The 23,795-nt window shown below is 75.2% G+C and carries 19 protein-coding genes and 1 tRNA gene; 7 read left to right on the top strand and 13 right to left on the bottom strand.

What is annotated here, in order from left to right; all coding sequences use genetic code 11:
- Positions 1–164: 164 nt before the first annotated feature.
- Positions 165–1,388, bottom strand: a complete 1,224-nt coding sequence (gene ilvA / locus ACYVG5_RS12790; RefSeq protein WP_222049575.1) for a threonine ammonia-lyase — start codon at positions 1,386–1,388, stop codon at positions 165–167.
- Positions 1,389–1,506: 118 nt separating this feature from the next.
- On the opposite strand from ilvA, the gene ACYVG5_RS12785 reads away from it, so the two are divergent.
- From ACYVG5_RS12785 to ACYVG5_RS12775, 3 genes are all read left to right on the top strand, one after another.
- Entirely contained in the window at positions 1,507–2,973 is a 1,467-nt protein-coding gene (locus ACYVG5_RS12785; protein WP_222049574.1) for a sigma 54-interacting transcriptional regulator, read from the top strand.
- A 74-nt stretch (positions 2,974–3,047) separates the two neighbouring features.
- Positions 3,048–5,042, top strand: a complete 1,995-nt coding sequence (locus tag ACYVG5_RS12780; RefSeq protein ID WP_222049573.1) for a VWA domain-containing protein — start codon at positions 3,048–3,050, stop codon at positions 5,040–5,042.
- A gap of 150 nt (positions 5,043–5,192) precedes the next feature.
- The gene (locus ACYVG5_RS12775; protein WP_222049572.1) at positions 5,193–5,657 is read left to right on the top strand and encodes a GNAT family N-acetyltransferase; all 465 of its coding nucleotides are present in this window, start codon (positions 5,193–5,195) and stop codon (positions 5,655–5,657) included.
- Here ACYVG5_RS12775 and ACYVG5_RS12770 read toward each other — a convergent pair.
- The gene (locus ACYVG5_RS12770; protein ID WP_460683236.1) at positions 5,650–7,005 is read right to left on the bottom strand and encodes a DUF2252 domain-containing protein; all 1,356 of its coding nucleotides are present in this window, start codon (positions 7,003–7,005) and stop codon (positions 5,650–5,652) included. The two genes, ACYVG5_RS12775 and ACYVG5_RS12770, sit on opposite strands and share 8 nt — an antisense overlap.
- An 81-nt stretch (positions 7,006–7,086) precedes the next feature.
- On the opposite strand from ACYVG5_RS12770, the gene ACYVG5_RS12765 reads away from it, so the two are divergent.
- Together ACYVG5_RS12765 and ACYVG5_RS12760 are read left to right on the top strand one after the other, a co-directional pair.
- The gene (locus tag ACYVG5_RS12765; RefSeq protein ID WP_222049640.1) at positions 7,087–8,124 is read left to right on the top strand and encodes an SGNH/GDSL hydrolase family protein; all 1,038 of its coding nucleotides are present in this window, start codon (positions 7,087–7,089) and stop codon (positions 8,122–8,124) included.
- A 61-nt stretch (positions 8,125–8,185) separates the two neighbouring features.
- Positions 8,186–9,406, top strand: a complete 1,221-nt coding sequence (locus tag ACYVG5_RS12760) for an acetyl-CoA C-acetyltransferase (protein ID WP_222049571.1) — start codon at positions 8,186–8,188, stop codon at positions 9,404–9,406.
- Between the two features lie 59 nt (positions 9,407–9,465).
- Here the strand turns inward: ACYVG5_RS12760 and ACYVG5_RS12755 are convergent, their stop codons facing one another.
- From ACYVG5_RS12755 to ACYVG5_RS12725, 7 genes are all read right to left on the bottom strand, one after another.
- The gene (locus tag ACYVG5_RS12755; protein ID WP_222049570.1) at positions 9,466–10,275 is read right to left on the bottom strand and encodes a Bax inhibitor-1/YccA family protein; all 810 of its coding nucleotides are present in this window, start codon (positions 10,273–10,275) and stop codon (positions 9,466–9,468) included.
- Positions 10,276–10,409: 134 nt separating this feature from the next.
- A complete protein-coding gene (locus ACYVG5_RS12750) occupies positions 10,410–12,689 on the bottom strand; it encodes an ATP-binding cassette domain-containing protein (protein WP_222049569.1) in 2,280 nt (759 codons plus the stop codon).
- A 23-nt stretch (positions 12,690–12,712) separates the two neighbouring features.
- A complete protein-coding gene (locus ACYVG5_RS12745; RefSeq protein ID WP_460683235.1) occupies positions 12,713–14,401 on the bottom strand; it encodes a serine/threonine-protein kinase in 1,689 nt (562 codons plus the stop codon).
- Between the two features lie 4 nt (positions 14,402–14,405).
- On the bottom strand, positions 14,406–16,136 hold the full coding sequence (locus ACYVG5_RS12740) for a zinc-ribbon domain-containing protein (protein WP_222049567.1): 1,731 nt from the start codon (positions 16,134–16,136) through the stop codon (positions 14,406–14,408).
- Positions 16,137–16,327: 191 nt separating this feature from the next.
- A tRNA-Leu gene (locus tag ACYVG5_RS12735) sits at positions 16,328–16,401 on the bottom strand.
- Positions 16,402–16,450: 49 nt separating this feature from the next.
- Positions 16,451–17,836, bottom strand: a complete 1,386-nt coding sequence (locus ACYVG5_RS12730; RefSeq protein ID WP_222049566.1) for an NAD(P)/FAD-dependent oxidoreductase — start codon at positions 17,834–17,836, stop codon at positions 16,451–16,453.
- 9 nt (positions 17,837–17,845) lie between these two features.
- Positions 17,846–18,652 carry a uracil-DNA glycosylase gene (locus ACYVG5_RS12725; protein WP_222049565.1) on the bottom strand — a complete coding sequence of 269 codons (807 nt, stop codon included), beginning with the start codon at positions 18,650–18,652 and terminating at the stop codon, positions 17,846–17,848.
- 62 nt (positions 18,653–18,714) lie between these two features.
- Between ACYVG5_RS12725 and ACYVG5_RS12720 the strand changes: the two genes are divergently transcribed.
- Entirely contained in the window at positions 18,715–19,020 is a 306-nt protein-coding gene (locus ACYVG5_RS12720) for a DUF4235 domain-containing protein (protein WP_460683234.1), read from the top strand.
- 71 nt (positions 19,021–19,091) lie between these two features.
- On the opposite strand, the gene ACYVG5_RS12715 is transcribed toward ACYVG5_RS12720, so the two are convergent.
- The 4 genes from ACYVG5_RS12715 to eno form a co-directional block, all read right to left on the bottom strand.
- Positions 19,092–20,042, bottom strand: coding sequence for a Ppx/GppA phosphatase family protein (locus tag ACYVG5_RS12715; protein WP_460683233.1), 951 nt, complete (start codon positions 20,040–20,042; stop codon positions 19,092–19,094).
- Positions 20,039–20,623: a DUF501 domain-containing protein gene (locus ACYVG5_RS12710; protein ID WP_222049563.1), complete on the bottom strand. Its 585-nt coding sequence runs from the start codon at positions 20,621–20,623 to the stop codon at positions 20,039–20,041. The genes ACYVG5_RS12715 and ACYVG5_RS12710 overlap by 4 nt, the downstream gene beginning before the upstream one ends.
- A 126-nt stretch (positions 20,624–20,749) precedes the next feature.
- Positions 20,750–21,292 carry an FtsB family cell division protein gene (locus ACYVG5_RS12705; RefSeq protein WP_246630693.1) on the bottom strand — a complete coding sequence of 181 codons (543 nt, stop codon included), beginning with the start codon at positions 21,290–21,292 and terminating at the stop codon, positions 20,750–20,752.
- Complete coding sequence (gene eno / locus ACYVG5_RS12700; RefSeq protein ID WP_222049562.1) at positions 21,289–22,578, bottom strand: phosphopyruvate hydratase; 1,290 nt, start codon at positions 22,576–22,578, stop codon at positions 21,289–21,291. The genes ACYVG5_RS12705 and eno overlap by 4 nt, the downstream gene beginning before the upstream one ends.
- Before the next feature lie 96 nt (positions 22,579–22,674).
- On the opposite strand from eno, the gene ACYVG5_RS12695 reads away from it, so the two are divergent.
- Entirely contained in the window at positions 22,675–23,649 is a 975-nt protein-coding gene (locus tag ACYVG5_RS12695; RefSeq protein ID WP_222049561.1) for a hypothetical protein, read from the top strand.
- The last annotated feature ends 146 nt before the right edge of the window (positions 23,650–23,795 follow it).

Here is a 23,795-nt window from a genome sequence, read left to right as displayed (position 1 = left end):
TCGGGTACCGGACCGGGGCGACCGGCCGAACTCATCGGTCGGGCCGGGAGACGGCCGCTCTGCACGGTCCCGCTGCGAGCTCGCGAGCGGTGGGGGGCACGGCCCCGTCCAGGGGCCCGCCCCGAGCGTGCGAGGGGCGGGGAGGACGGGGTCCTTCGACTTCTTCAGTCGGCGCGGACGGCGTACCCCGCGGTGCCCAGGGCGGATAGCACGTGCGCGGCGTGGTCGGGGCCGCGGGTCTCCACGTGCACCGCGATCTCCACCTCCCCGAGATCCAGCTGCGCCGTCGTCCGCTCGTGCTCGACCGACAGCACGTTGGCCGCCAGGCCGGCCAGCTCGGCGAGCAGCGCGGCCAGCGATCCCGGCCGGTCGGGCACCCGGACCCGCAGCGACAGGTACCGGCCGGCGGCGGCCATGCCGTGCTGCACCACCTTGAGCATCAGCAGCGGGTCGATGTTGCCGCCGGAGACCACCGCCACCACCGGCGGCCGGAACGCCGCGGGATCGGCGAGCACGGCGGCGACCGCGGCCACCCCGGCGGGCTCGACGACCAGCTTGGCCCGCTCCAGGCAGAACAGGAGGGCGCGGGAGAGGTCGTGCTCGCTGACCGTGCGGACCTCGTCGACCAGGCCGGCGACGTGGGCGAGGGTCAGGTCGCCGGGGGCGGCGACGGCGATCCCGTCGGCCATGGTGGTCATCGACGCCAGCCGGACCGGCCGCCCCGCGGCCAGCGAGGCCGGAAAGGCAGCGGCCCCGGCCGCCTGCACGGCCACCACCCGCACGTCCGGCCGGCGGGCCCGGACCGCGGCGGCGATCCCGGACACCAGCCCACCACCGCCGGTGCAGACGACCACGGTGGCGGCGTCGGGGCACTGCTCGAGCACCTCCAGGCCCACGGTGCCCTGTCCGGCGATCACGTCGGGGTGGTCGAAGGGGTGGATGAGAACCGCGCCGGTCTCCTCGGCGAACTCCGTCGCAGCGAGCAGCGCCTCGGTCAGCGTCGGCCCGCCGAGGCGCACATCGGCCCCGTAGCCCCGGGTGGCGGCCACCTTCGGCAGCGGCGCGGACTCGGGCATGAATACGGTCGCCCCGGCGCCCAGCTGCCGGGCGGCCAGGGCCACGCCCTGGGCGTGATTGCCGGCGCTGGCGGCGACCACACCCCGCGCCCGGTCGGCGTCGCCGAGCCGGGAGATCCGGGTGTAGGCCCCGCGGATCTTGAACGACCCGGCCCGCTGCAGGTTCTCGCACTTGAGCCAGACCGGGCCGCCGACCCGGTCGGCGAGCGCCCGCGAGTGCTCCAGCGGGGTGTGCCGGACGACGCCGCGCAGCAGCTCCGCGGCCGACTCGACGTCGGCACCGGTCACGAGGGGGACGGCGGCAGCGGGCATGTCGCGATCATCGCAGCACCCGGGCGTCGAGGAGGACCGGACGACGGCTGCCGTGCCGGGGGACGGCAGTTGGTCGCGGCGTCGTCCGGAGGACGACAGGGCGCACCACCGTCGTACCGTGGACGAGGTGACGGACGCCGCAGCTCCCGCCCCCGCTCCCACCACGCTGGGCGGGCTCCGCGACAGCGGAGCCACGCCCCGGCCGGTCAAGGCCGAGATCCGCGCCAACCTGCTCGCCCGGCTCGCCGCCGGGGAGCCCACCCTCCCCGGCATCGTCGGGTTCGAGGACACCGTGCTGCCCGAGGTCGAGCGGGCGCTGATCGCCGGGCACGACCTGGTGCTCCTCGGCGAGCGGGGCCAGGGCAAGACCCGGCTGATCCGCACCCTGGTCGGCCTGCTCGACGAGTGGACGCCGGTGCTGGTCGGCAGCGAGCTCAACGAGCACCCGCTCGCTCCGATCAGCGTCTGGGCGCGGCGGCAGATCGCCGCGCACGGGGACGCCACCCCGGTCGGCTGGCTGCACCGCAGCGACCGCTTCGGCGAGAAGCTGGCCACCCCCGACACCTCGGTGGGCGACCTGATCGGTGACGTCGACCCGATCAAGGTGGCCGAGGGCCGCACCCTGGGCGACCCGGAGACGGTGCACTACGGGCTCGTCCCGCGCACCAACCGCGGCATCTTCAGCATCAACGAGTTGCCCGACCTCGCCGAGCGGATCCAGGTCGCGCTGCTGAACGTGCTCGAGGAACGAGACATCCAGATCCGCGGCTACCGGGTACGGCTGCCGCTGGACGTACTCCTGGTGGCCAGCGCCAACCCCGAGGACTACACCAACCGCGGCCGGATCATCACCCCGCTCAAGGACCGGTTCGGCGCCGAGGTGCGCACCCACTACCCGCTCGAGCTCGCCGACGAGATCCGGCTGCTGCACCAGGAGGCGCAGACCACGTGGCTCGGGGCGGCCGCTGGGCCCGGCGGGTTCGACGCCCCCGTCGTCCCCGAGCACCTGGTGGAGATCGTCGCCCGGTTCACCCGGCTGGTGCGCGAGTCCAGCCACGTCGACCAGCGCTCCGGGGTCAGCGCCCGGTTCGCCATCGCCGGGCTGGAGACGATCGCCGCCTCCGCCGTCCGCCGCGCGGCGGTCGCCGGGGAGACCCGGCCGGTCGCCCGGGTGGTCGACCTGCCCGCCATCGTGCCGGCCAGCCGCGGCAAGGTGGAGTTCGCCGACGCCGGCTCCGACCCCGACGACGAGCGGGAGGTCGAGGTGCTCGAGCACCTGCTCCGGCAGGCCACCGCGCAGACGTTCCGCGCCCGCTGCGGCGGGCTCGACCTGACCGGCCTGCAGGAACACTTCACCGGTGGCGACGTCGTCGAGTCCGGTGACCTGGTGCCCGCCGCCGCCCTGCTGGGGCAGCTCGGGACCATCCCGAAGCTCGCCGAGCTGCTGGGCCGGGTGGGTGTTCCGGAGGGCGAGCAGGCCGCCGAGCAGGCCGCCGCCGCGGTCGAGTTCGCCCTGGAGGGGCTGTACCTGACCCGCCGGCTGGCCAAGGACACCGACGGCGGTCGCACCGTGTACGGGGCCTAGATGAGCCAGCTTGCGAGCTCGTCCATGAGCAGAGCGGTCGGCCGTCGGCCGACGAGCGCCAGCGAGGAGGACTGATGGTGCGCCGCCCTGGCAAGGGGTACCGGTACGGGCGCTGGCACGGCGGGCCCGATCCGCTGGCCCCGCCCTACGACGTGGCCGCCGCCGTCGACGAGCTCGGCGACTCGGTGCTGGGCGGCAGCGGCGTGCGCGAGGCGCTGCGCGACCTGCTGCGCCGCGGGGTCGACGGCCGCCCGGGTCTGGACCAGCTGCGCCGCTCGGTCCGTGACCGGCTGCGCCAGGCTCGCCAGGCCGGGCGGATGGACGGCACGCTGGAGGAGGTCCGGGAGCTGCTCGACCGCGCCGTTGCCGCCGAGCGGCGCGAGCTCTTCCCCGACCCCGACGACGCCGCCAGGCTCGCCGAGGCCGAGCTCGACTCGCTGCCGCAGGACACCGCCGGCGCCGTCCGCGCCCTCAAGGACCACCGGTGGCGCTCGCCGGAGGCCGCCGCGGCCTACCAGCAGATCCAGGACCTGCTCCGCCAGGAGGTGCTCGACAGCTCCTTCCAGGGCATGAAGCAGGCGCTGCAGCAGATGCAGGACGGCGACGGCGCCGCCATGCAGGCGGTCAAGGACATGGTCGCGGACCTGTCCGCGCTGGTCGATGCGCACAACCGGGGCGAGGACACCGACCAGCAGTTCGCCGACTTCATGAGCAGGCACGGCCAGTTCTTCCCCGACGACCCGCAGTCGGTCGACGAGCTGATCGACTCGCTGGCCCGCCGGGCGGCCGCCCAGGAACGCATGATGGCCGGGCTGTCGGCCGACCAGCGGGCCGAGCTGCAGGACCTGATGGCCCAGGCGATGGGCGACCTCGGGCTGCAGAGCGAGATGTCACACCTGTCCGATGCGCTGCGCCAGGCACGGCCCGACCTGCCGTGGGGCCAGCGCGGGCCGCTGCCGGACGGCGAACAGGGCCTCGGGCTCGGCGACGCGACCACCGCCGTCGCCGAGCTCGCCGACCTGGAGGCGCTGTCCTCGCAGCTGTCCCAGGGCTACGCCGGGGCATCGCTGGCCGATGTCGACGAGGAGCTGCTGGAGCAGGCGCTGGGCCGCCCGGCGCTGGACGACCTGGCGGCGCTGCGCCGGCTGGAGCGCGAGCTCGAGCGGCAGGGCTACCTGCAGCGCTCGGAGGGCAGGCTCGAACTGTCCGCCAAGGCCGTCCGCCGGCTGGGGGCCACCGCGCTGCGCCGGGTGTTCGCCACGCTGTCGTCGGCGGGCCGCGGCGACCACGATGTCACCGACGCGGGGTCGGCCGGGGAGCTGACCGGTAGCTCGCGGGAGTGGCGGTTCGGCGACGAGCAGCCGCTGGACGTCGTCCGCACCGTCCGCAACGCGGTCCTGCGGCAGGCGGGCGAGCCGCGGGAGGAGGGCCAGCGGCGGGTGCAGATCGCCGTCGAGGACTTCGAGGTGGTGGAGACCGAGCGGCGCGCCGGGGCCGCGGTCGCGCTGCTGGTCGACCTGTCCTACTCGATGGCGCTGCGCGGAACCTGGGGCGCGGCCAAGTCGACCGCGATGGCGCTGCACTCGCTGGTCACCACCCGGTTCCCGCAGGACGCGATCGAGATCATCGGCTTCTCCTCGACCGCGCAGGTGCTGCGCCCGGAGACCCTCGCCGAGCTGTCGGTCGACACCCTGCAGGGCACCAACCTGCAGCACGGGCTGATGCTGGCCCGCAGGTTCCTGGCCCGGCACCGGGACGCCGAGCCGGTGATCCTGGTGGTCACCGACGGGGAGCCGACCGCACACCTCGAGGACGACGGCACCCCCTACTTCTGCTGGCCGCCGATGCCCGAGACGATCGCCCGGACGGTCGCGGAGGTGGAGCGCTGCGCCCGCTCCGGGGCCACGCTCAACGTCTTCGCCCTCGACCCCGAGCCCGGGTTGGTCGACTTCGTCCACGACATCACCGCGCGGGCCGGCGGACGGGTGTTCACCCCGGACAGCGAACGGCTGGGCGAGTTCGTCGTCGCCGATTATCTGCGCGTCCGAAGGGGGCGGCGATCTCGGTGAGGCCTGCTCCCGGGGCCCGGCCCGAGCTTGCGAGGGCTGGGGAGGAGCAGGTCCTTCTGCTGCGGGTCCGAAGGGGGCGGCGATCTCGGTGAGCGAAAGGACCACCACCTGAACCGGGGCCGTCTGGACGGCGTCGGGGAGAATGGACCCGTGAGCACCGAGGCGAGTCCGGGCATGATCACCGTCGAGCAGGTCGACGCCGCGGCCACCTACCCGCTGCGCGCCCAGGAACTCCGCCATGGGCGCCCGCCGGAGATCGACGGGGACGACGCCCCGTACGCCCTGCACCTGGCCGCCCGGCTGGACGGCGGCGAGATCGTCGGCGTCGTGCGCTTCCACCCCCGGGACTGCCCATGGCGGCAGGCCGAGGCCCCGTGGCAGCTGCGCGGGATGGCCACCGATCCCCGTGTCCGCGGGCTCGGCGCCGGCCGCGCGCTGGTCGCCGAGGGCCTGACCCGGGTCGTCCAGCGCGGCGCGGACCTCGTCTGGTGCGACGCCCGGGCGGCCGCCGTCGGCTTCTACGAGCGGATCGGCTTCACCGTCGTCACCGGCGATTACGACCTGCGCCCGGTCGGCCCGCACCGCGGCATGGTCGTGGAGCTGCCGATCAGGTGAGCGGCTGGGTCCCGCTGGAGCTGATTCCCGGGATCTCCCCGGCCCGGAAGGCGTTGACGAACAACCGGTGGTCCTCCCGGGTCCGGCGGGCGTAGGCGTGCGCGAAGTCGACGATGTCGGCAACGAACTCCGCGCGGCGGTTCCCGACCATCGCAGCGATCGCCTCCTCGGTCTGGAAGTCGACCAGCGTGTGGTCGCTGTCGGCGTCCCCGACGCAGTGCGTCTTGGCGGTGGCCCGCCCGAGCTGGGCGACGACCGGGGCGATCTCGGCCGGCTCGGTCAGGTCGTCCCACTCCAGGTCCCGCTCGTAGGGCGAGAGCTCGGACACGACGAAGCCGACGCCGTCGATCTCGGTGTGGCCCAGGAAGGGCGAGGCGTGCGACTGCAGCGCCCGCTGGCTGGCCGCCGTGCGCTCCCCCTCGTGCGCGAAGTAGGCCGCGAACCCCGCGTCGGCGAGGACCCGGCCGGCCGCCGGCACCCCGCCCTGCTTGATCGACAGGACGACGTCGTTCTCCAGGGCCTGGTCGTAGCCCTCGAGCAGCACCGTGTAGGCGGGCAGCCCCGCGCTGCCGATGCCGAACCCGCCGGTGCCCACCAGGTCCTTCACGTCGTAGGCGATGTCCCGGCGGCGCTTGCCCGGCGGGATGGTCTCCCGGTAGCGCTCGATGGCGGCCAGCACCCGATCGTGCTCGGCCTCGTCGAGCCGGCGGTGCCGTGGAGTGTCGGCGAAGCGGCGCCGGTGGTCCTCGATGACGGTCAACCGGTCGAGCAGCCCCACCCTGGTCCGCTCGGCGGTGGACAGCACGAGGTCGTGGACGGCCCCCTCGGTGTTCTCCCGCAGCAGGGCGAAGTCGCGGTCGTCGTCGGCGGTCCGGAACGCCTCCACCTGGTCCAGGTAGGCCGCCAGGTAGATCCCGATCAGCTCGGCGATGACGTCGTCGGACAGCGCCTTGCGCCAGGCCAGCAGCGCCAGGCTGGCGGCGAAGCGGCGGAGGTCCCAGCTGACGTGGCCGAGACAGGCCTCGTCGAAGTCGTTCACGTCGAAGACGATCCGCCCGATGCTGTCCATGTAGGTGCCGAAGTTCTCCGCGTGCAGGTCACCGTGGATCCACACCCGCGACGTCCGCTCGTCGCACCAGCGGTCGCCCATCGCCACCATGTCGGCGTAGAAGAGCGGTGCCGATCCGCGGTAGAAGGCGAACGGGTCGGCAGCCATCTTGCGGAACTTGGTCCGGAAGGCGTCGGCGTCGGCGGTCATCAGGTCGGCGAAGGCGTCCACCAGGACGTCGACGATCTGCTGCCGTCGGGCCCCGTCGTCGGAAGGGGTGAGGTCTGCTCGGTCGGGCACGGCCCCACCGTAGGCGGTGGCTAGCCTGCTGATCAGGTGCCGCTGCTCCAGGGCGGCACCTGCGAGGGAGAGGCGGACGGGGTGACACGCGCGAGCAGGGCACGGCGGCTGGTGACCGGCGCCATGTACGGCGGCGGCGGCCTCGGCATCGCCGGCGCCGCGCTCGTGGGTCTGCTGCGCCATGAGGCCCGGGACGCCCGGCGGACGATCGAGGTCCGGCGGGCGCCGGCCGACCCGCCCAACGGCAACGGGCGCTACGGCAGCGGCCGGGGCAGGCCCATCGTGCTGGCCATGCTCGGCGACTCGAGCGCCGTCGGGCTGGGCGTCCACCGGGCCGAGCAGACCCCCGGCGTGCTGATCGCCTCGGCGCTGACCGAGCTCGCCGAACGGCCCGTCCGGTTCGTGCGGCTGGCCGGCACCGGCGCCACCTCGGCCCGGCTGGCCGCACAGGTCGAACTGGCCCTGGCCGAGGAGCCCGACGTGGCCGTGATCATGATCGGGGCCAACGACGTCACCAACCGGGCCCGCCCCGCCGACTCGGTGCGCAACCTCGCCGAGGCGGTCCGGGTGCTGGTCGCCGCCGGCTGCCAGGTCGTCGTCGGCACCTGCCCGGACCTCGGCACGATCCGGCCGATCCGTCAGCCGCTGCGGGTCCTCGCCCGGCGCTGGAGCCGGCAGCTCGCAGCCGCCCAGACGATCGCCGTGGTCGCCGAGGGCGGCCGGACGGTGTCGCTGGGCTCCGTGCTCGGCCCGAAGTTCGCCACCGACCGGGAGCTGTTCAGCAGCGACGAGTTCCACCCTTCCGCGGCCGGGTACGCCGCCGCCGCCGCGGTGCTGCTGCCCTCGGTCGCCGACGCCGTCGGCGTGTGGCCGGCCGCAGCCGACCGGGGCCTGCGGATGCGCCGGGACACCGTCCGTCCGGTCGCCCAGGCCGCCGCCCGTGCCGCCGGGCGCACCGGTACCGAGGTGCAGGCCACCGATGTGCGCGGCGAGGAGACCGGCCCCCGCGGGCCCTGGGCGCGGCTGCGGCGGCGCCGTCCGCCGGCCATCGCCGCCCCCGGGGGAACGGCTCGTCCGGCCGCCTCCGGCGACCCGGCTGAGCCGCCTACCGGGGAGTAGGTTCGGCGTCGACCCGACGTCCGTCGCCGCCCGTCCGGTGGCGCCTCATCGTGGAGGACCCATGCCCGAAGCCGTCATCGTCGCCACCGCGCGCTCACCCATCGGGCGGGCGTTCAAGGGCTCCCTGAAGGACCTGCGCCCCGACGACCTGGCCGCCACCATCGTGCGCGCCGCGCTGGACCAGGTGCCCCAGCTCGACCCCACCGACATCGACGACCTCATGCTCGGCTGCGGCCTGCCCGGCGGCGAGCAGGGGTACAACATGGGCCGCATCGTCGCGGTGCTGCTCGGCATGGACCACCTGCCCGGCACCACGGTCACCCGCTACTGCTCCTCGTCGCTGCAGACCACCCGGATGGCGCTGCACGCCATCAAGGCCGGCGAGGGCGACGTGTTCGTCTCCGCCGGCGTCGAGATGGTGTCCCGGTTCGCCAAGGGCAGCTCTGACTCGCTGCCCGACACCCAGAACCCGCGGTTCAGCGCCGCCCAGGCCACGGTCGCCAAGACCGCCGAGAGCGGTGCGGAGAGCTGGCGCGACCCGCGGGAGGACGGCGAGCTCCCCGACGCCTACATCGCGATGGGGCAGACGGCGGAGAACCTGGCGCTGCTGAAGGACGTCTCGCGGCAGGAGATGGACGAGTTCGCTGTCCGCAGCCAGAACCGTGCCGAACAGGCCATCGCGGACGGTTTCTGGGCCCGCGAGATCACCCCGGTCACGCTGCCCGACGGGTCGGTGGTCAGCGCGGACGACGGCCCCCGCGCCGGCACCACGATCGAGGCCATCTCGGCCCTCAAGCCGGTGTTCCGTCCCGACGGCCGGGTCACCGCCGGCAATGCCTGCCCGCTCAACGACGGGGCCGCCGCCCTCGTGGTCATGAGCGACACCAGGGCCCGCGAGCTCGGCATCACGCCGCTGGCCCGGGTGGTCTCCACCGGGGTCACCGGCCTGTCGCCGGAGATCATGGGCTACGGCCCGGTCGCGGCGACGGAGCAGGCGCTGGCCCGGGCGGGCATGTCGATCTCCGACATCGACCTGGTGGAGATCAACGAGGCGTTCGCCGCGCAGGTGATCCCCAGTTACCGCGACCTGGGCATCGACATCGACAAGCTGAACGTGCACGGCGGCGCGATCGCCGTCGGCCACCCGTTCGGCATGACCGGGGCGCGGATCACCGGCACCCTGCTCAACGGTCTGCGCGCGCGGGACGGCCAGTTCGGCCTGGAGACGATGTGCGTCGGCGGCGGCCAGGGCATGGCGATGGTGGTCGAGCGCCTGTCCTGAAGAACGACCGTGGCCCGGTCCCCTCGCGGGGACCGGGCCACGGTCGTGTGGTCCTGCTCTTACTCGCGGAAGTAGCTGAGCAGACGCAGGATCTCCAGGTACAGCCAGACGACCGTGACCAGCAGGCCGAAGGCGATGTACCAGGCGAACTTGGCGGGGGCACCGCGGCGGATCGCCTCGTCGGCCATGTCGAAGTCGAGCAGCAACGAGAACGCGGCCACCCCGATCACGACGAGGCTGAAGATGATCGCCACCGGGCCGCCGTCACGCAGGCCGAGGTCGGCGCCGAACAGGCCGCCGATCAGGTTGGCCACCATCAGGACCAGGACGCCGATCATGGCGCCGACGATCCAGCGGGTCAGCTTGGGGGTGACCCGGATGGCACCGGTCTTGTAGACCAGCAGCATGCCGCCGAAGACACCGAAGGTGCCGATGATCGCCTGCATGACGATGCCGGGGTAGATGCTGTTGAACGCCTCGCTGATCGCGCCGAGGCCGGCACCCATCAGGGCGGCGTAGGCGAGCGTGGCGACCGGGCTGGCGATCTGCTTGAACGAGATGACCAGACCGACGACGAAGGCCACCAGGACCGCCGGGAGCGCCAGGCCCCAGGCCGCCTCGCCCGGCATCGCCCAGACCGCCGCGGCGGCCAGGACGGTCACCAGGAAGCTGATGCCGGTCTTGGTGACGACGTCGTCCATCGTCAGGTAGGTGGTGCTCGTGGCCGCGTACGGCGACGGAGCGGTGTACGGGTCGTGCTGCGTGGGCGCCCCGCCGTACGTCTGCTGGGGGGCGGTGCCCCAACTGGCGTACTGGCCGTTGCCGGCGGCGGGGAACCCCCGGCTGAAGGCCGGATTGCTGCTGGGCATCGTCATCTCCTCGAGGTGACTGGTCGGTCCGTGGGGCTCAGCTTGGTCCACCCCACGCTGTCAGTCCAACGTCGCAGGGCCCCGGCGCGTTCCTGACCCGGCCGGTGTCCTCCGGACGGGTGGCCCCGGAGCGGTCAGCGGCCGGCCTCCCCCCGGGCCACCGACCGCGACAGCGCCCACGCGGCGAGGGCCAGGAAGGCCGCCGACTGCGCCGCCAGCAGCCCGATGTCGACCAACCACTGCCCGGTGGTGGGCTCGAAGAGGGGTTCGGTCTGCTCCCCGCCCAGGGGCTGCACGCCCACCGTCGAGGCCGTCGCGGCGTACCCGGTGCGGGCCGGCAGCACCCAGCCGAGCTGCTCCAGCCCCACGCGCCCGGACAGCGGGAACAGCCCGCCGCAGAACACCAGCTGGCACATGACCAGGGCCACCAGGGCCGGCATGGTCTGGTCGGCCGACCGGGCCAGCGCCGAGACGGCGAGCGCGGCGATGCACATGGCCACGCCGACCCCGGCCACCGCGACCGCGACCTCCAGCCGCCCCCACGGCAGCAGCCGGGTGTCGTCGGGTCCGGGCAGCCCGGCCAGCGCCAGCAGGGTGAACGCCAGCGACTGCAGCGCCACGCAGCCGCCCAGCACCACCACCTTGCTGGCCAGGTAGGCCGCGGGCGAGAGGCCCACCGCGTGCTCGCGGCGGTAGATCGGCCGCTCGGCCACGAGCTCGCGCACCGCCAGGGCGGTGCCCATCAGAGCCGCCCCGACGACCAGCACGATCATGCGCTGGGTGGGCTCGTGCGGGTTGCCGCCCGCCCGCTCCATCGACAGCCCGGCCTCCCCCGGGAACGCGTGCGCCATCGCGGCCAGCAGCAGGGGCATGCCCAGCAGGAGCACCAGGAACAGCCGGTCGGCGGCCACCACCGCGAGGTTGCGTCTGATGAGGGTGACCAGCTGGCGCAGCGGCGCCGGCCGCGCGGGCACCGGCGCATGCCCCGCGGGTACCGGTGCGGGCGTTCCGGTGGAGGTGGGCTCGACGTAGGCCCGGCGCACGGAGGACTCGGCGAACCGGGTCACCCAGGCCGGGTCGTCCAGGGCGGCGAAGACCCCGGGGAAGTCGGGAACGCCGAAGAAGGGCAGCAACCGCTCGGGCGGCCCGTAGAACGCGACCTTTCCTCCCGGCGCCAGCAGCAGCACCCGGTCGCACTGGTCGAGGGCGAGCACGCTGTGCGTGACGACGAGGACCACCCGGCCGGCATCGGCCAGCACGCGCAGCCCCTCCATCACCTGCCGGTCCAGCCCGGCGTCCAGCCCGGAGGTGGGCTCGTCGAGGAACAGCATCTGTGGTGCGGTGAGCAGCTCCAGCGCGATCGAGATGCGCTTGCGCTGCCCACCGGACAGCGAGTCGATCCGCTGGTCGATCTGCGGGGTCAGCCGCACCTCGGCGAGCACGTCCCGCACCCGCTGGTCCCGCTCGGCGGCGGACGTGTCCGGTGGCAGCCGGAGCCGGGCGGCGAAGTCCAGGGCCCGCCGCACGGTGAGCTGCCGGTGCAGGATGTCGTCCTGGGGCACCAGGCCGACGGAGAACCGCAACTGCTCGTACTCCTCGTACAGGTCGCGCCCGTTCCAGGTGACCCGGCCCGCGCCGGCGGGGCGCAGCCCGGTGAGGGCCCCCAGCAGCGTCGACTTGCCCGCGCCGGACGGCCCGATGACGGCGACCAGCTCCCCGGTGCGCACGGTGAGCGTCACGTCGTCCAGGAGCCGGGTGCCCTTCGCCGTGGTCACGGCCAGGTGCCGGGCGACGAGCGCCGCCTGCTGGACGCCCACCGGACTGAGCGTGCGCCCGTCCCACCGGAAGCTGGTCCCGCCCACCCCGACGCTGTCGCCGACCGCCAGCGGCGTCCGGCCGGAGACGCGGTGCCCGTTGAGGTAGGTGCCGTTGAAGCTGCCCAGGTCGGTCAGCGCCGCCTCGGCGCCGGTCTCCACCGCCGCGTGGCGCCGGGACATCAGCGGATCGGTGGCCACGACGACGTCGCAGGCAGGATCGCGGCCGACCACGATGACCCGCCGGGCCGCGGGGAGCTGCTCGTCGGCCGGCGCGGCGGGAGCGCAGCTCAGGCGCAGCTCGGGGCCGTCCTGGCCGCCGACCCGGACGCTGACCTCCCGGTCGGGCGCCACCCGGGCGCGCTGCTCGGGCACCCCGTCGACCCAGGTGCCGTTCCGGCTGCCCAGGTCGCGCAGCAGCCAGCCGTTCCCGTCGCAGCGGATGCCCAGGTGCATGCCACTGACCAGGGCGTCGGGAACGTGGACGTCGCAGCTGGGGTCGCGGCCGACCACCACCGGCTGGGCCGGCCGGAAGGACCAGGCACGCCCCTCACCGACGATGTGCAGCACTCGCTCCCCCACGTCGGGAGTCCGCGTCATGGCCCCTCCTCCTCGAGTTCGCGTCAACCCGTGGTGCGCAGCGAGCCGGCGACCCGGTCGAACGTCCCGGAGGTCTCGGCGAACACCGCCGGCGGGGCGAAGAAGACGAACAGCTGGTGCGGGGTGGACTCGACCGCCAGCACCCGCACCCGCAGGCTCTGCTCGGCCGAGAGGGCGAAGGAGCCGGTCATGACCTCGGCCTCGAGCTCCCCGACCGGCGCCCTGCCCCGGGGGGTCAGCGTCCCCTCGGCTCCCGGCAGGAGCGCCCGGGCGGACCCCACCACCGACCGGAGGGAGGCCCCGTCGAGCCGGGGACGGTGGTAGATCGCCAGCCCGACCACCGAGCCGGGATCGCTGCGGGCGGCTTCCGCCGCCGCGGCCATGGCGGCGGGATCGTCGGCGAAGAGGCCGAGGAGGTCGGTCGGTGCGAGCACGGTGACCGTGCTGTCACCGGCGTCCATCGTCCGTGGCGTCCAGTCCGCCGGCACCTCGAGGGTGTACGGCAGCCCGGGGTCGCTGAACTGCCCCCAGTCCTCCCCGCCCCGCGGCAGCACCACCAGGCCGGCGGCGACGGCCACCGCCAGCACCGCCGCGACGGCCAGCACGTGGCGGAGGCCGCCGAGCCGCCGGCGGGCCGGTGCGCGACCGGGCGGGGCGGCGTCCGCGGCGACCGCCAGATCCGGAGCCGCGTCCGGGGCCGGCGCGTGCGCCGAGGCCGACGCGTGCCCCGGGGCGAGGGAGGAGGCCGGTGCCGGGTCCGCGGCCGGGCCGGGGTGCGAGCCCGACCGCGGCGCCGGCAGCCCGGTGGAGCCCTGGCGGCCGCGCCAGATGCCCCGTCGTCCCCGCGGCGGCGCGCCGGGCCCCGGCTCGGCCCCGCCCAGCAGCGCCACCAGCGCGCCGCAACTGGGCGGGCGGTCCTCCCTGGCCTTCGCCAGGCCGGCGGCGAGTGCGGAGTCCAGGGCGGCCGGCAGTTCGGGGCGCATCGCGCTGGCCCGCGGCGGCTCCGCCGACATGTGCGACCAGAGGATGGCGGCCTCGTCGTCCTTGTCGAAGGGCGGGCGCCCGGTCAGGACGGCGTAGGCCACGCAGGCCAGCGCGTACACGTCGGCCCGGGCATCGACCGGCTCCCCGCGGATCTGCTCGGGTGCCACGTAGTCCAGCGTGCCGAGGAAGTGGCCGGTCGTGGTCAGCCCGGAGACCGACGACGAGCGTTTGGTCAGACCGAAGTCGGTGAGGTACACGTGGCGACGGACCCCGGGCGGGGCGTCGGCGAGCAGGATGTTGGCCGGTTTGACGTCACGGTGCACCAGGCCTGCCTGGTGCGCGGCGTCCAGCGCGGCCGCCGTCTGCCGGAGGACGTCGAGAGCCTCCGGCACGGGCAGCAGCGTCCGCCGGTCGAGGTCGGCCCGCAGGTCGACGCCGCGCACGAAGCGCATCGCCAGGTACAGCAGCCCGTCGGCGTCCCCCGCCTCGTAGATCGGGATGATGTTCGGGTGGTCCGCGGCGGCGGCCAGCCGGGACTCCCGGACGAACCGGGCGCGGAACGTGGCGTTGACCGTGAGCTCCGGTGCCAGGAGCTTCAGGGCGACCGGCCGGTCCAGCCGGGTGTCCCGTGCGCGGTAGACCACCCCCATCCCACCGCGGCCGACGACCGACTCGACCAGGTAGCTCCCGAACTGCGCACCCGGCTCGAGCAGGAGCAACGGGGACACCATCTCAGTCGGCCCGGGCACCGCACGCGCCGCAGAAGCGGGCGCCGTCCCGCAGCTTCTGCCCGCAGTCGCTGCAGAAGGCCGGCTGGCCGGCCGAGCCGGGCACCGCGGCGCCCGCTGCGCTGTCGCCGCTGCGCGGGGCCGGCCGGGGCGGCGACCCGGCGCCGGGTACCGCGGCCGGAGGGGCGCCCCGCAGCGGTGGCCGGGCGATCATCGTCGTGCCCCCGGGGGCCGACGACCCGGCGCCGACCGCGGACACCGCCGCGCTGACCGGCTCCGGCTTCCGCCCCTCGGCGGTCGGGTCCAGCGGCGGTGGCACCTCTCCGGCCGGCGAGCCGGCCGGGCGGGCAGCGGTCAGGCCACCGGCCGCAGCGGCCGTGGGGGCCGCGGCCCCGGGCGGGCCCGGAGCCGGTCCGGACGGCACCGGGGCACCGCCGCCCGGACCGCCTCCGCCGCGCCGGCCGGCCGCCGCGCGGCGGCGACGGAGCAGCAGGGCGACGGCCACGGCGACGAGGACGGCGACGAGCAGGAGGACCAGCCACCCGATCGGCCCGCCGGGGAATCCACCGTCGTCCGCGCCGGCAGCCGAGGCCGCCTGGCCCGATGCGCCCGCCTGCTCCCGCGCCCGCTGCAGGTACTGGTCGGCCAGCGCCGAGTCGTAGTAGGTCAGCGACTCCTCGAACGCGCCGACGGCCGAGCCGGGCGTGTGCCCGCTGGCCATGTGGTCCAGGCCCCGGCGGAACACCGCGTCGAACTCCGAGGGGTCCGGCGAGGTGCCGGCGGCGTCGAGCGCGGTGCGGACGGCCCCGGCCGGGATGAGCAGCGGGGCACCGTCGTCCGCCGTCGTCGCCAGCCCGGCCAGCTCGCCGGTGGCCGGGTCGAGGACGGCGCCCCCGGTCATCCCGTTGCCCAGCGCCCCGCCGAGATCGCCCTCGGCGCTGAGGCCACCGGTCGCGGCGTCCGCCCGCACCGGCATGGTGGCGGCCGCGAGGTCGGGGCGCGGGAGCTGGTCGAACCCGGTCAGCAGCGCCTCCGCGGGCGCCGGCCGGTCGGCCGGGGCAAGCTCCGCCGTCGGCGTTCCGCCGCCGCCGCTGATCCGGAGCACCGCCACGTCGGCCGGCCCACCGGGCGCCGTGATCAGGTCGGCCGGGGCGCTGACCCCGGTCGTGGTGTACGGGAACACCTCGTACTGGGGAACCGTGAAGAGCACGCAGTGGTCCACCCGGTCGTAGCAGTGCTGGAGGTGCGGGTCCCACCGGGGATCGGTCGACCGGGCGCGCCGGGAGAGGTCACCGTCGTTGCCGACCAGTGTCTGCGCGAGCTGGTCGGTGAACAGCTGGTTGGCGGCGGAGATCCCGACCTGCTTCTCGTCGAGGATCACGTTCCGGCCGGCCGTCGTGATGACGCCGTCCGCGGAGACGAACACGCCCGTTCCGGAGGCGACCGGGACCGAGTAGCGCCCCCGGACCAGGTCGACGTCGCCGGACGAGTGGTCGATGTGCACGATCTCCGCCACGGCCGAGGTCTCGATGCGGACCAGGGCGGCCTTGCTGGCCTCCACCCCGCTGACCAGCGGCGGCTCAGCCCCCTCGGCGGGCGCGGGCGACTCCGGCGCGGGCGCCTCGACGGCGGGGTCCTCGGCCGCGACCGCGGTGGTCGTCACGACGAGCGGGGAGAGCCCGACGGCCAGCGCGGCAGCGGCGCACGTCAGCCGACGGGCCCACGCACGGGACACCTCAACTCCCGCGAGCCGGGTCGGCGCAGCTGCGGAGGGCGATCGGCACCATGACGGCCTCGCTTGTTCGTCGGCGTACGCCCGAATGCTCGGGCTCGCGCCGGGACCGTCTCCTGCCGTCGGTGCACCGTCAACCACCTTGCGGCAGGTGACGTCGGGCTCGGCGACCCAGCGGGCACGTCGTCACGCTGTGCCCCCGGTCGGGTTCGAACCGACACTGGAACCCTTTTAAGGGGCCTGCCTCTGCCGATTGGGCTACGGGGGCCACACCGGGGACGGAAACTACCCTGGCGCCCGAACCGGGGGCGGCCCGCTCAGCCGGCCCGGGCCGCCGGGCCCCCACCGGACTGGGCCTTGTCGCCGTCGGACGGCGGCGGCAGCGGCGCACCGCCGGTCGCCGCGGCGAGGAACTCGTGGCGGGGATCCTGCAGCTGGCCCAGCGAGATGACCTCCCGCCGGAACACCGACGCCAGCGCCCAGTCGGCGATGACCCGCACCTTGCGGTTGAAGGTGGGCACCCGGCTGACGTGGTAGAGGCGGTGCATCATCCAGGCCGGCCAGCCCTTGAGCTTGACGCCGTAGACCTGGGCGACGCCCTTGTGCAGGCCCAGACTGGCGACGGAACCGGCGTAGGCGTGCCGGTAGGGCGCCGGCTCCTGCCCGGCCAGCACCGCGACGATGTTGTCCGCCAGCTGCTTGGCCTGCCGGACGGCGTGCTGGGCGTTGGGCGCGGTGGTGGCCCCTGGCTCGTCCTTGGTCAGGTCCGGGACGGCGGCCAGGTCGCCGGCGGCCCACGCGCCGTCCATCCCGACGACCTGCAGCGTCGCCTCACAGCACACCCGGCCCCGCTCGTCGAGGGGCAGGTCGGTGGCGGCCAGCATCGGGTGCGGCTTGGTGCCCGCCGTCCAGACGAGGGTGTCGCTGGCGAAGGAGTCGCCGTCGCCGGTGGTGACGATGCCGTCGGCCGTCACCGACTCCAGCCGGGTCTCCAGCTTCAGCTCCATCCCCCGGGCGATGAGCTGCTGGACGGTCCACTCCCCCATGTCCAGGTCGACCTCGGGCAGGATCCGGCCGGTCGCCTCGACCAGCACCCAGCGCATGTCCTCCGGGGTGAGCCGCGGGTAGTCGCGCTCAACGGCGTACCGGGCCATGTCCTCGAGCTCGGCGAACGCCTCGATGCCGGCGTAGCCGCCCCCCACGAAGGTGAACGTGAGCGCCTTGCGGCGCACCGCCGGGTCGTCGGTGGAGCTGGCCGCGTCCAGCCGGGCGAGCACGTGGTTGCGCAGGTAGATGGCCTCGCCGACGTTCTTGAAGCCGATCCCGCGTTCCCGGAGCCCCGGGATCGGCAGGGTGCGCGCGACCGAGCCCGCGGCCATGACCAGCACGTCGTACCGGACCTCGAACGCATCGCCCACGGCGGGGGTGACCTGCGCCGTCCGGTCCGCGTGGGTCAGCCCGGTGACGGCGCCGGTGATCACCCGGCATTTGTCGAGGGTGCGCCGCAGCGGCACGACGACGTGCCGCGGCTCGACCGACCCGGCCGCCGCCTCGGGCAGGAACGGCTGGTAGGTCATGTGCGGCTGGGGATCGACCACGATGACGTCGGCCCGCCCGCGGCTCAGCTTCTTCTGCAGTCGCAGCGCGGTGTAGAGGCCGACGTAGCCACCACCCACGATCAGGATCACCGGTCGCTTGGCCATGCGACCACCCTATTCGCGTCCGGCCGGTCCGCGACCCGACGACGAGGTCGTCCCCCCGCCGGCGGCCAGCTCGTTCGCGCGGGCCAGCACGGCGTCGAGCATCGGCTCGGTGAGCTTGCCGGTGAAGGTGTTCTGCTGGCTGACGTGGTAGCTGCCCAGCAGGGTCAGCGGCCGTCGCGGACCGGCCAGGGGAACCTCGACGCCGTGCCCGAAGGCCGGCCGCGGCCGGGGAACCGCGTACCCGGCGGCGCCCAGCACCGGCCACAGCGCCGTCCAACCGAAGCCGCCGAGCACGACGACCACCCGCAGCCGGGGCAGCAGCTCCAGCTCGCGGGCCAGCCAGGGCGAGCAGGTGTCCCGCTCCCCGGGCGTGGGGGCGTTGGCCGGCGGAGCGCAGCGCACCGAGGCGCAGACCCGGACGTCGGTGAGCTCGAGCCCGTCGCCGAGGTGGGTGGAGGTGGGCTGGTTGGCCAGCCCGGCCCGCCACAGCGCGGCGAAGATCCAGTCACCGCTGCGGTCACCGGTGAACACCCGGCCGGTGCGGTTGCCGCCGTGCGCCGCCGGGGCCAGCCCGACGACGGCGATCCGCGCGTCGGCCGGCCCGAGCCCCGGTACCGGCCGGCCCCAGTAGTCCTCGCCGCGGAAGGAGGCCCGCTTGACCATCGCCACCTCTTCCCGCCAGCGCACCAGGCGCGGGCAGGCCCGGCAGCCCGAGATCCGCTCGTCCAGGACGGCGAGGTCGCGGGTGGCGGCGGCGCTCCGCCGCACGCCCGCCGGGCTGGCGGTGACCGGGTAGCCGTCGGCGTCGCGTGCCATGCCGACAGCACAGCACGGAACGGAGCGAGCGGGGCAGCGCCCCCCACGGCATGATCGCCGTCGTGGCGAAGAAGCAGAAGGTCAAGACCCCGCTGTTGTACAAGGTGCTCGGGCTGGGGATGGCCATCCCCAGCGGCATCGTCGTCAAGAAGGCGGCCGATTCGGCGTGGCTGAGGCTCCGTGGCTACCCGCCGCCGAAGAACCCGGCGGCACCGGGGGTGACCTGGCCCGACGCGCTGGCCTGGTCGGCGGCCACCGGCGTGCTGTACGCCTCCGCCCGGCTGGTCGCCGCCCGGGGCGCGGCGGCGACCTACCAGAAGCTGACCGGCAAGCTGCCGCCCGGCCTGAACGCCGACAGCGCCGCGTAGGCCCCCGCCAGGGCACCGCCCCGAGCTTGCGAGGGGTGGGGAGGAGGGGGTCCTTCGGGCCGCGGGCGGCGTCAGGAACGCGCGAGACGGAGGGCGATGCCGTCGAGGATGTCGTGCTCGCTGACCACGACCTCGTCGAGATCGAAGGCGTCCATGACCACCCGCAGCACCAGGGCACCGGCGCCGATGACGTCGACCCGGCCCGGGTGCATCACCGGCAGGGCCGCCCGCCGGGCGCGGGTGGCGGTGAGCAGCCCCGCGGTCACCGACCGGACGGCGCCGACCGGGATCCGCGACCCGTGGATGGCCGTCGCGTCGTAGGCGGGCAGCCCCAGGGCCAGCGCGGCCACCGTCGTCACCGAGCCGGCCAGCCCGACGAGCGTGGCCGTCTCGCCGACCGGCACGTCGGTGGCCACCTGCGCCAGGGCCGCCCGGATGTCGGCCTCGGCGGCCTGCACCTCGTCCGGCGGCGGCGGGTCGCTGCGCAGGTGCCGTTCGGTGAGCCGGACGCAGCCGACGTCCACCGAGCGGGCCGCCCGCACGCCCGAGGCGTCGCCGAGCACGAACTCCGTCGAGCCGCCGCCGATGTCGACCACCAGGTAGGGCGGCCGTGGCGCCGCACTCCCGTGGGCGGCGGCCGCGGTGGCCAGCGAGGCGGTGGCGCCCAGGTAGGACAGCCCGGCCTCCTCCACCCCGGTGGCCACGTCGGGCAGCTGCCCGAGCGTCGCGATGACCATCGCCTCGAACTCCGCCCGGTTGGCGGCGTCCCGGGTCGCGCTGGTGGCGACCATCCGGACCCGCTCGGCGCCCAGTTCGCGGGCCTGCGCGGCGTACTGGGCCAGCACGCCCCGGGTGCGCTCGATCGCCTGCGGGGCCAGCCGGCCGGTGGCGTCGACGCCCTCGCCGAGACGAACGACCTCCATCCGCCGCAGCAGGTCGCGGTGCGGCCCCTCAGGCGGGACGTCGGTGACGAGCAACCGGATCGAGTTGGTGCCGCAGTCGATGGCGGCGACCCGGGTCACGCGCCACTCCTCGGCCGGCCGGCGGCCCCGTCGGCGGGGGTGGCGGGCTGGGCCGGAGGAGCAGCGGACGGCACGGCGCACGGCCCGGCCGTCCACCATCGGCCCATCTCCTCGACCGCCCGGTCACCGATCGGGTTCACCCCGGGCCCGGCGGCCAGGGCGTGCCCGGCCAGCGCGTGCAGGCACTTCACCCGGTCGGGCATCCCGCCCGCGCTGGCCCGGGTGGGCAGCACGTCGCGAGCGTCACGGGTGGCCAGGAACGACTCGTGCGCGGCCAGGTAGGCCGCCGACAGTTCCGGGTCGGCGGCCAGGTCGTCCTGCCAGTCGCGCATCCGGCCGGTGGATTCCAGCCGGCTCGCGGCCGCCGTCGCCCGCGGGCAGGTGAGGTAGTACAGCGTCGGGAAGGGCGTGCCGTCCTCCAGCCGCGGCGAGGTCTCGACGACGTCGGGCTGGCCGCACGGGCACCGGTGGGCGACGCCGACCAGCGCGCGGGGCGGACGGCCGAGCTGCCGGCCGATGACGGCCCGCTCGGCCGGGGACACGGGTTCCGGCTGCGGCGGGCGGGTTCCGGGGTGACTCACCCGGTCGAGTCTGCGGCAGGCGCTCCGCGCCCCCGCACGCCCCCTCCCCCTGACCCCGTGCTCTTTCGGGCTCAAGCACGCGTACTTGAGCCCGAAAAAGCACGGTGGTGGGGGCGAGGGGGTCCGTCACCCGTCGGCGGCGGCCACCGACTCCAGCAGCGCCGTGTACCAGGGAACCGGGGCGCCCCGGCCGGTGCCCGGGGCGGGGAGCTCCTCGTCGCCGGCGCCGGTACCGGCGTCGCCGACGTCGCCCACCACGACGAGCCGGTCACCGGGCAGCACGTAGGTCAGCCGTTCCCGGGCCCGTTGCGCGATGTAGGCGGGATCGGCCTGCCGATCCAGCTGGGCCTGCAGGTCCGCGGCCCGCTGGGTGAGCGCGTCCTGCTGGGCCGCGAGCTCGGCCAGCTCCTGGCGGCCGGCGACGTACTGCCGCACCGGTCCGGCGAGGGTCATCGCGAGCAGCAGCACCAGGGCGCCGAGCAGTACCGCCCGGCCGGTGAACCGGGGGCCGCGCCGGGGTTGGCCGGGGCTGCGGGCCGGGCCGCGGGTGCTCCGCCGTCCCGGCCGGCTGTCCACCGCGCCGCGCGCGCCGGCCCGCACCGGCCGGGAAGAGGCCCGGCGGCGGCTGCCCCCCGCCCTCCCCGGCCGGGTACGGGCCGACGTGCTCATGCGGACCGGGCGGCAGCCAGCCTCGGGAAGGCGGCGGCGCCGGCGTAGCGGGCGGCGTCGTCGAGCTCCTCCTCGATGCGCAGCAGCTGGTTGTACTTGGCGACCCGCTCGCTGCGGGCGGGGGCACCGGTCTTGATCTGGCCGCAGTCGGTGGCCACCGCCAGGTCGGCGATCGTGGTGTCCTCGGTCTCGCCGGAGCGGTGGCTCATCATCGAGCGGTACCCGGAGCGGTGGGCGAGGTTGACCGCGTCGAGGGTCTCGGTGAGCGTGCCGATCTGGTTGACCTTCACCAGCAGCGCGTTGGCCGCGCCGCGGCCGATGCCGTCGGCGAGCCGGGTGGGGTTGGTGACGAACAGGTCGTCGCCGACGATCTGCACGCGGTCGCCGAGCGCCTCGGTCATCGACACCCAGCCGTCCCAGTCCTCCTCGTCGAGGGGGTCCTCGATCGAGACGATCGGGTAGGCGTCGACCAGGCTCTTGTAGTAGTCGACGAGGTACCCGGCCGACCGGGTCTGCCCCTCGAAGTCGTATCCGCCGTCGGTGTGGAACTCGGTGGCGGCCACGTCCAGGGCGAAGGCGATGTCGGTTCCGACGCTGTAGCCGGCCTTCTCCACCGCTTCCACGATCAGGTCCAGGGCGTCCCGGTTGCTGGGCAGCGACGGGGCGAAGCCACCCTCGTCGCCCAGGCCGGTGGCCAGGCCGCGCTTCTTCAGCACCGACTTCAGCGCGTGGTAGGTCTCGGTGCCGACGGCCAGCGCCTCGGCGAAGGTCGCCGCCCCGATCGGGGCGATCATGAACTCCTGGACGTCGACGTTGCTGTCGGCGTGCGCACCGCCGTTGAGGATGTTCATCATCGGCACCGGCAGCAGGTGCGCCGAGGGGCCGCCGACGTAGCGGAACAGGGGCAGCCCGGCGGACTCGGCCGCGGCCTTCGCCACGGCGAGACTCACGCCCAGGATGGCGTTGGCGCCCAGCCGGGACTTGTCCGGCGTGCCGTCGAGGTCGATCAGCCGCTGGTCGACCAGCCGCTGCTCGGAGGCCTCGAAGCCGACGAGCTCGGGACCGATGACGTCGAGCACGCCGTCGACGGCCTGCGTCACGCCCTTGCCGTTGTACCGGCTTCCGCCGTCGCGCAGTTCCACCGCCTCGAAGGCGCCGGTGGAGGCACCGCTCGGGACGGCTGCCCGGGTGATCGTCCCGTCGTCGAGGGCTACCTCGACCTCCACGGTGGGGTTTCCGCGCGAGTCGAGGATCTCTCGCGCGCCGACTGCGTCGATGCTGGCCACGGCGAGCAGCCTAGCCAGCCCGCCGCACCGGGCGGGACACCCGCGCCGTCGGCGGACACCCGGTCGCTGCCGCCCGGCCTGGGAGCATGGCCGGCGATGAGCACCCCGACCCGGCCGCGCCGGCACCGCCGCGCGGTCCGCCAGCTGCTGCTCGGGCTGGTCCCGGTGCTGGTCGTCGGCCTGGTCGCGGTCTGCGTGCTCGCCGCCCGGCTGCCGGGCGCCCGGGCTCCGCTGGCCGCCGCCACCGCCTCGGCGCCCGCCACGGTCAGCGCGGACGGCGGCCCGCCGGACGGCCGCGGGCTGACGGTGACCTTCCGGGACGCGGAGGGCCGCGACCGGACCGGCAAGCTGGTGCTGCGCCGCCCGGCCGACGTCCCGTCCGGCGCGGCGCTCACCGTGCGTTACGACCCCGACGAGGACCCCGCGGAAGACCCCGCTGACGACCACGGACCGGTGGTGGTGCACGCCGACGGGGACGCCGCCTCGGGCTCGGTCGCCGACCTGGTCTTCGGGCTGGTCGCCCTGCTCGTCGTCCTGGCCGGAGTCACCGCGCTCACCGCCGGCCGGCTGCTCGGCCGGCCCCGGCTTCGCCGCCGTCCGGCCGGCTCCGTGCGTGCCACGCACGTGGTGAGCCGGCAGGGCCTGGTCGTGCGCAGCTGGCTGGAGCTGGCCACGCCGGCCGGGCTCCGCTGGCTACCGGTGCACTGGGCGCCGGAGCTGGAGCGGCTGGCCCCGGACAGCGGGATCACGGTGCACGGGAACACCGGCCGGGACCGCCTGGTGCTGCCGGTGGTCGGCGGCACCGAGGTGTGGCCGGCGGGCCGGCTGCGCGACCGCGCCCCGCGCGGTGACCTGCGGCAGGTGGGCGTCGACCCGGCCGCCCCGGACATCGGGATGGCCCGGCAGGCCCGCGCGGACGGCGTGCTGCCGTTCCTCGCCCCGGTGCTCGGCCTGCTCTGGGCCTACGTCGGCGAGGGCGGCACCGGCAGCTTCCTGGTGGCCACCGCGCTGGCCGCCGCGGTGCTGTTCTGGCTGCCGCAGCTGCTCGGCTCGGACCCCCGGTCGACCTAGCACCGATCTCCTCGTCCCGCGATGCCCGTGCGGGCCTCGGTCAGGTGCTGACGTAGGCGGCGAGATGCTCGCCGGTGAGCGTGGAGCGGTCGGTGACGAGGGCGGCGGGGGTGCCCTCGCAGACGATCCGGCCGCCGTCGTGGCCG

The sequence above is a fragment of the Modestobacter lapidis genome (assembly GCF_054780755.1).
The sequence above is the reverse complement of the archived record's forward strand: the minus strand, read 5'-3'. Positions and strand labels throughout refer to the sequence as shown.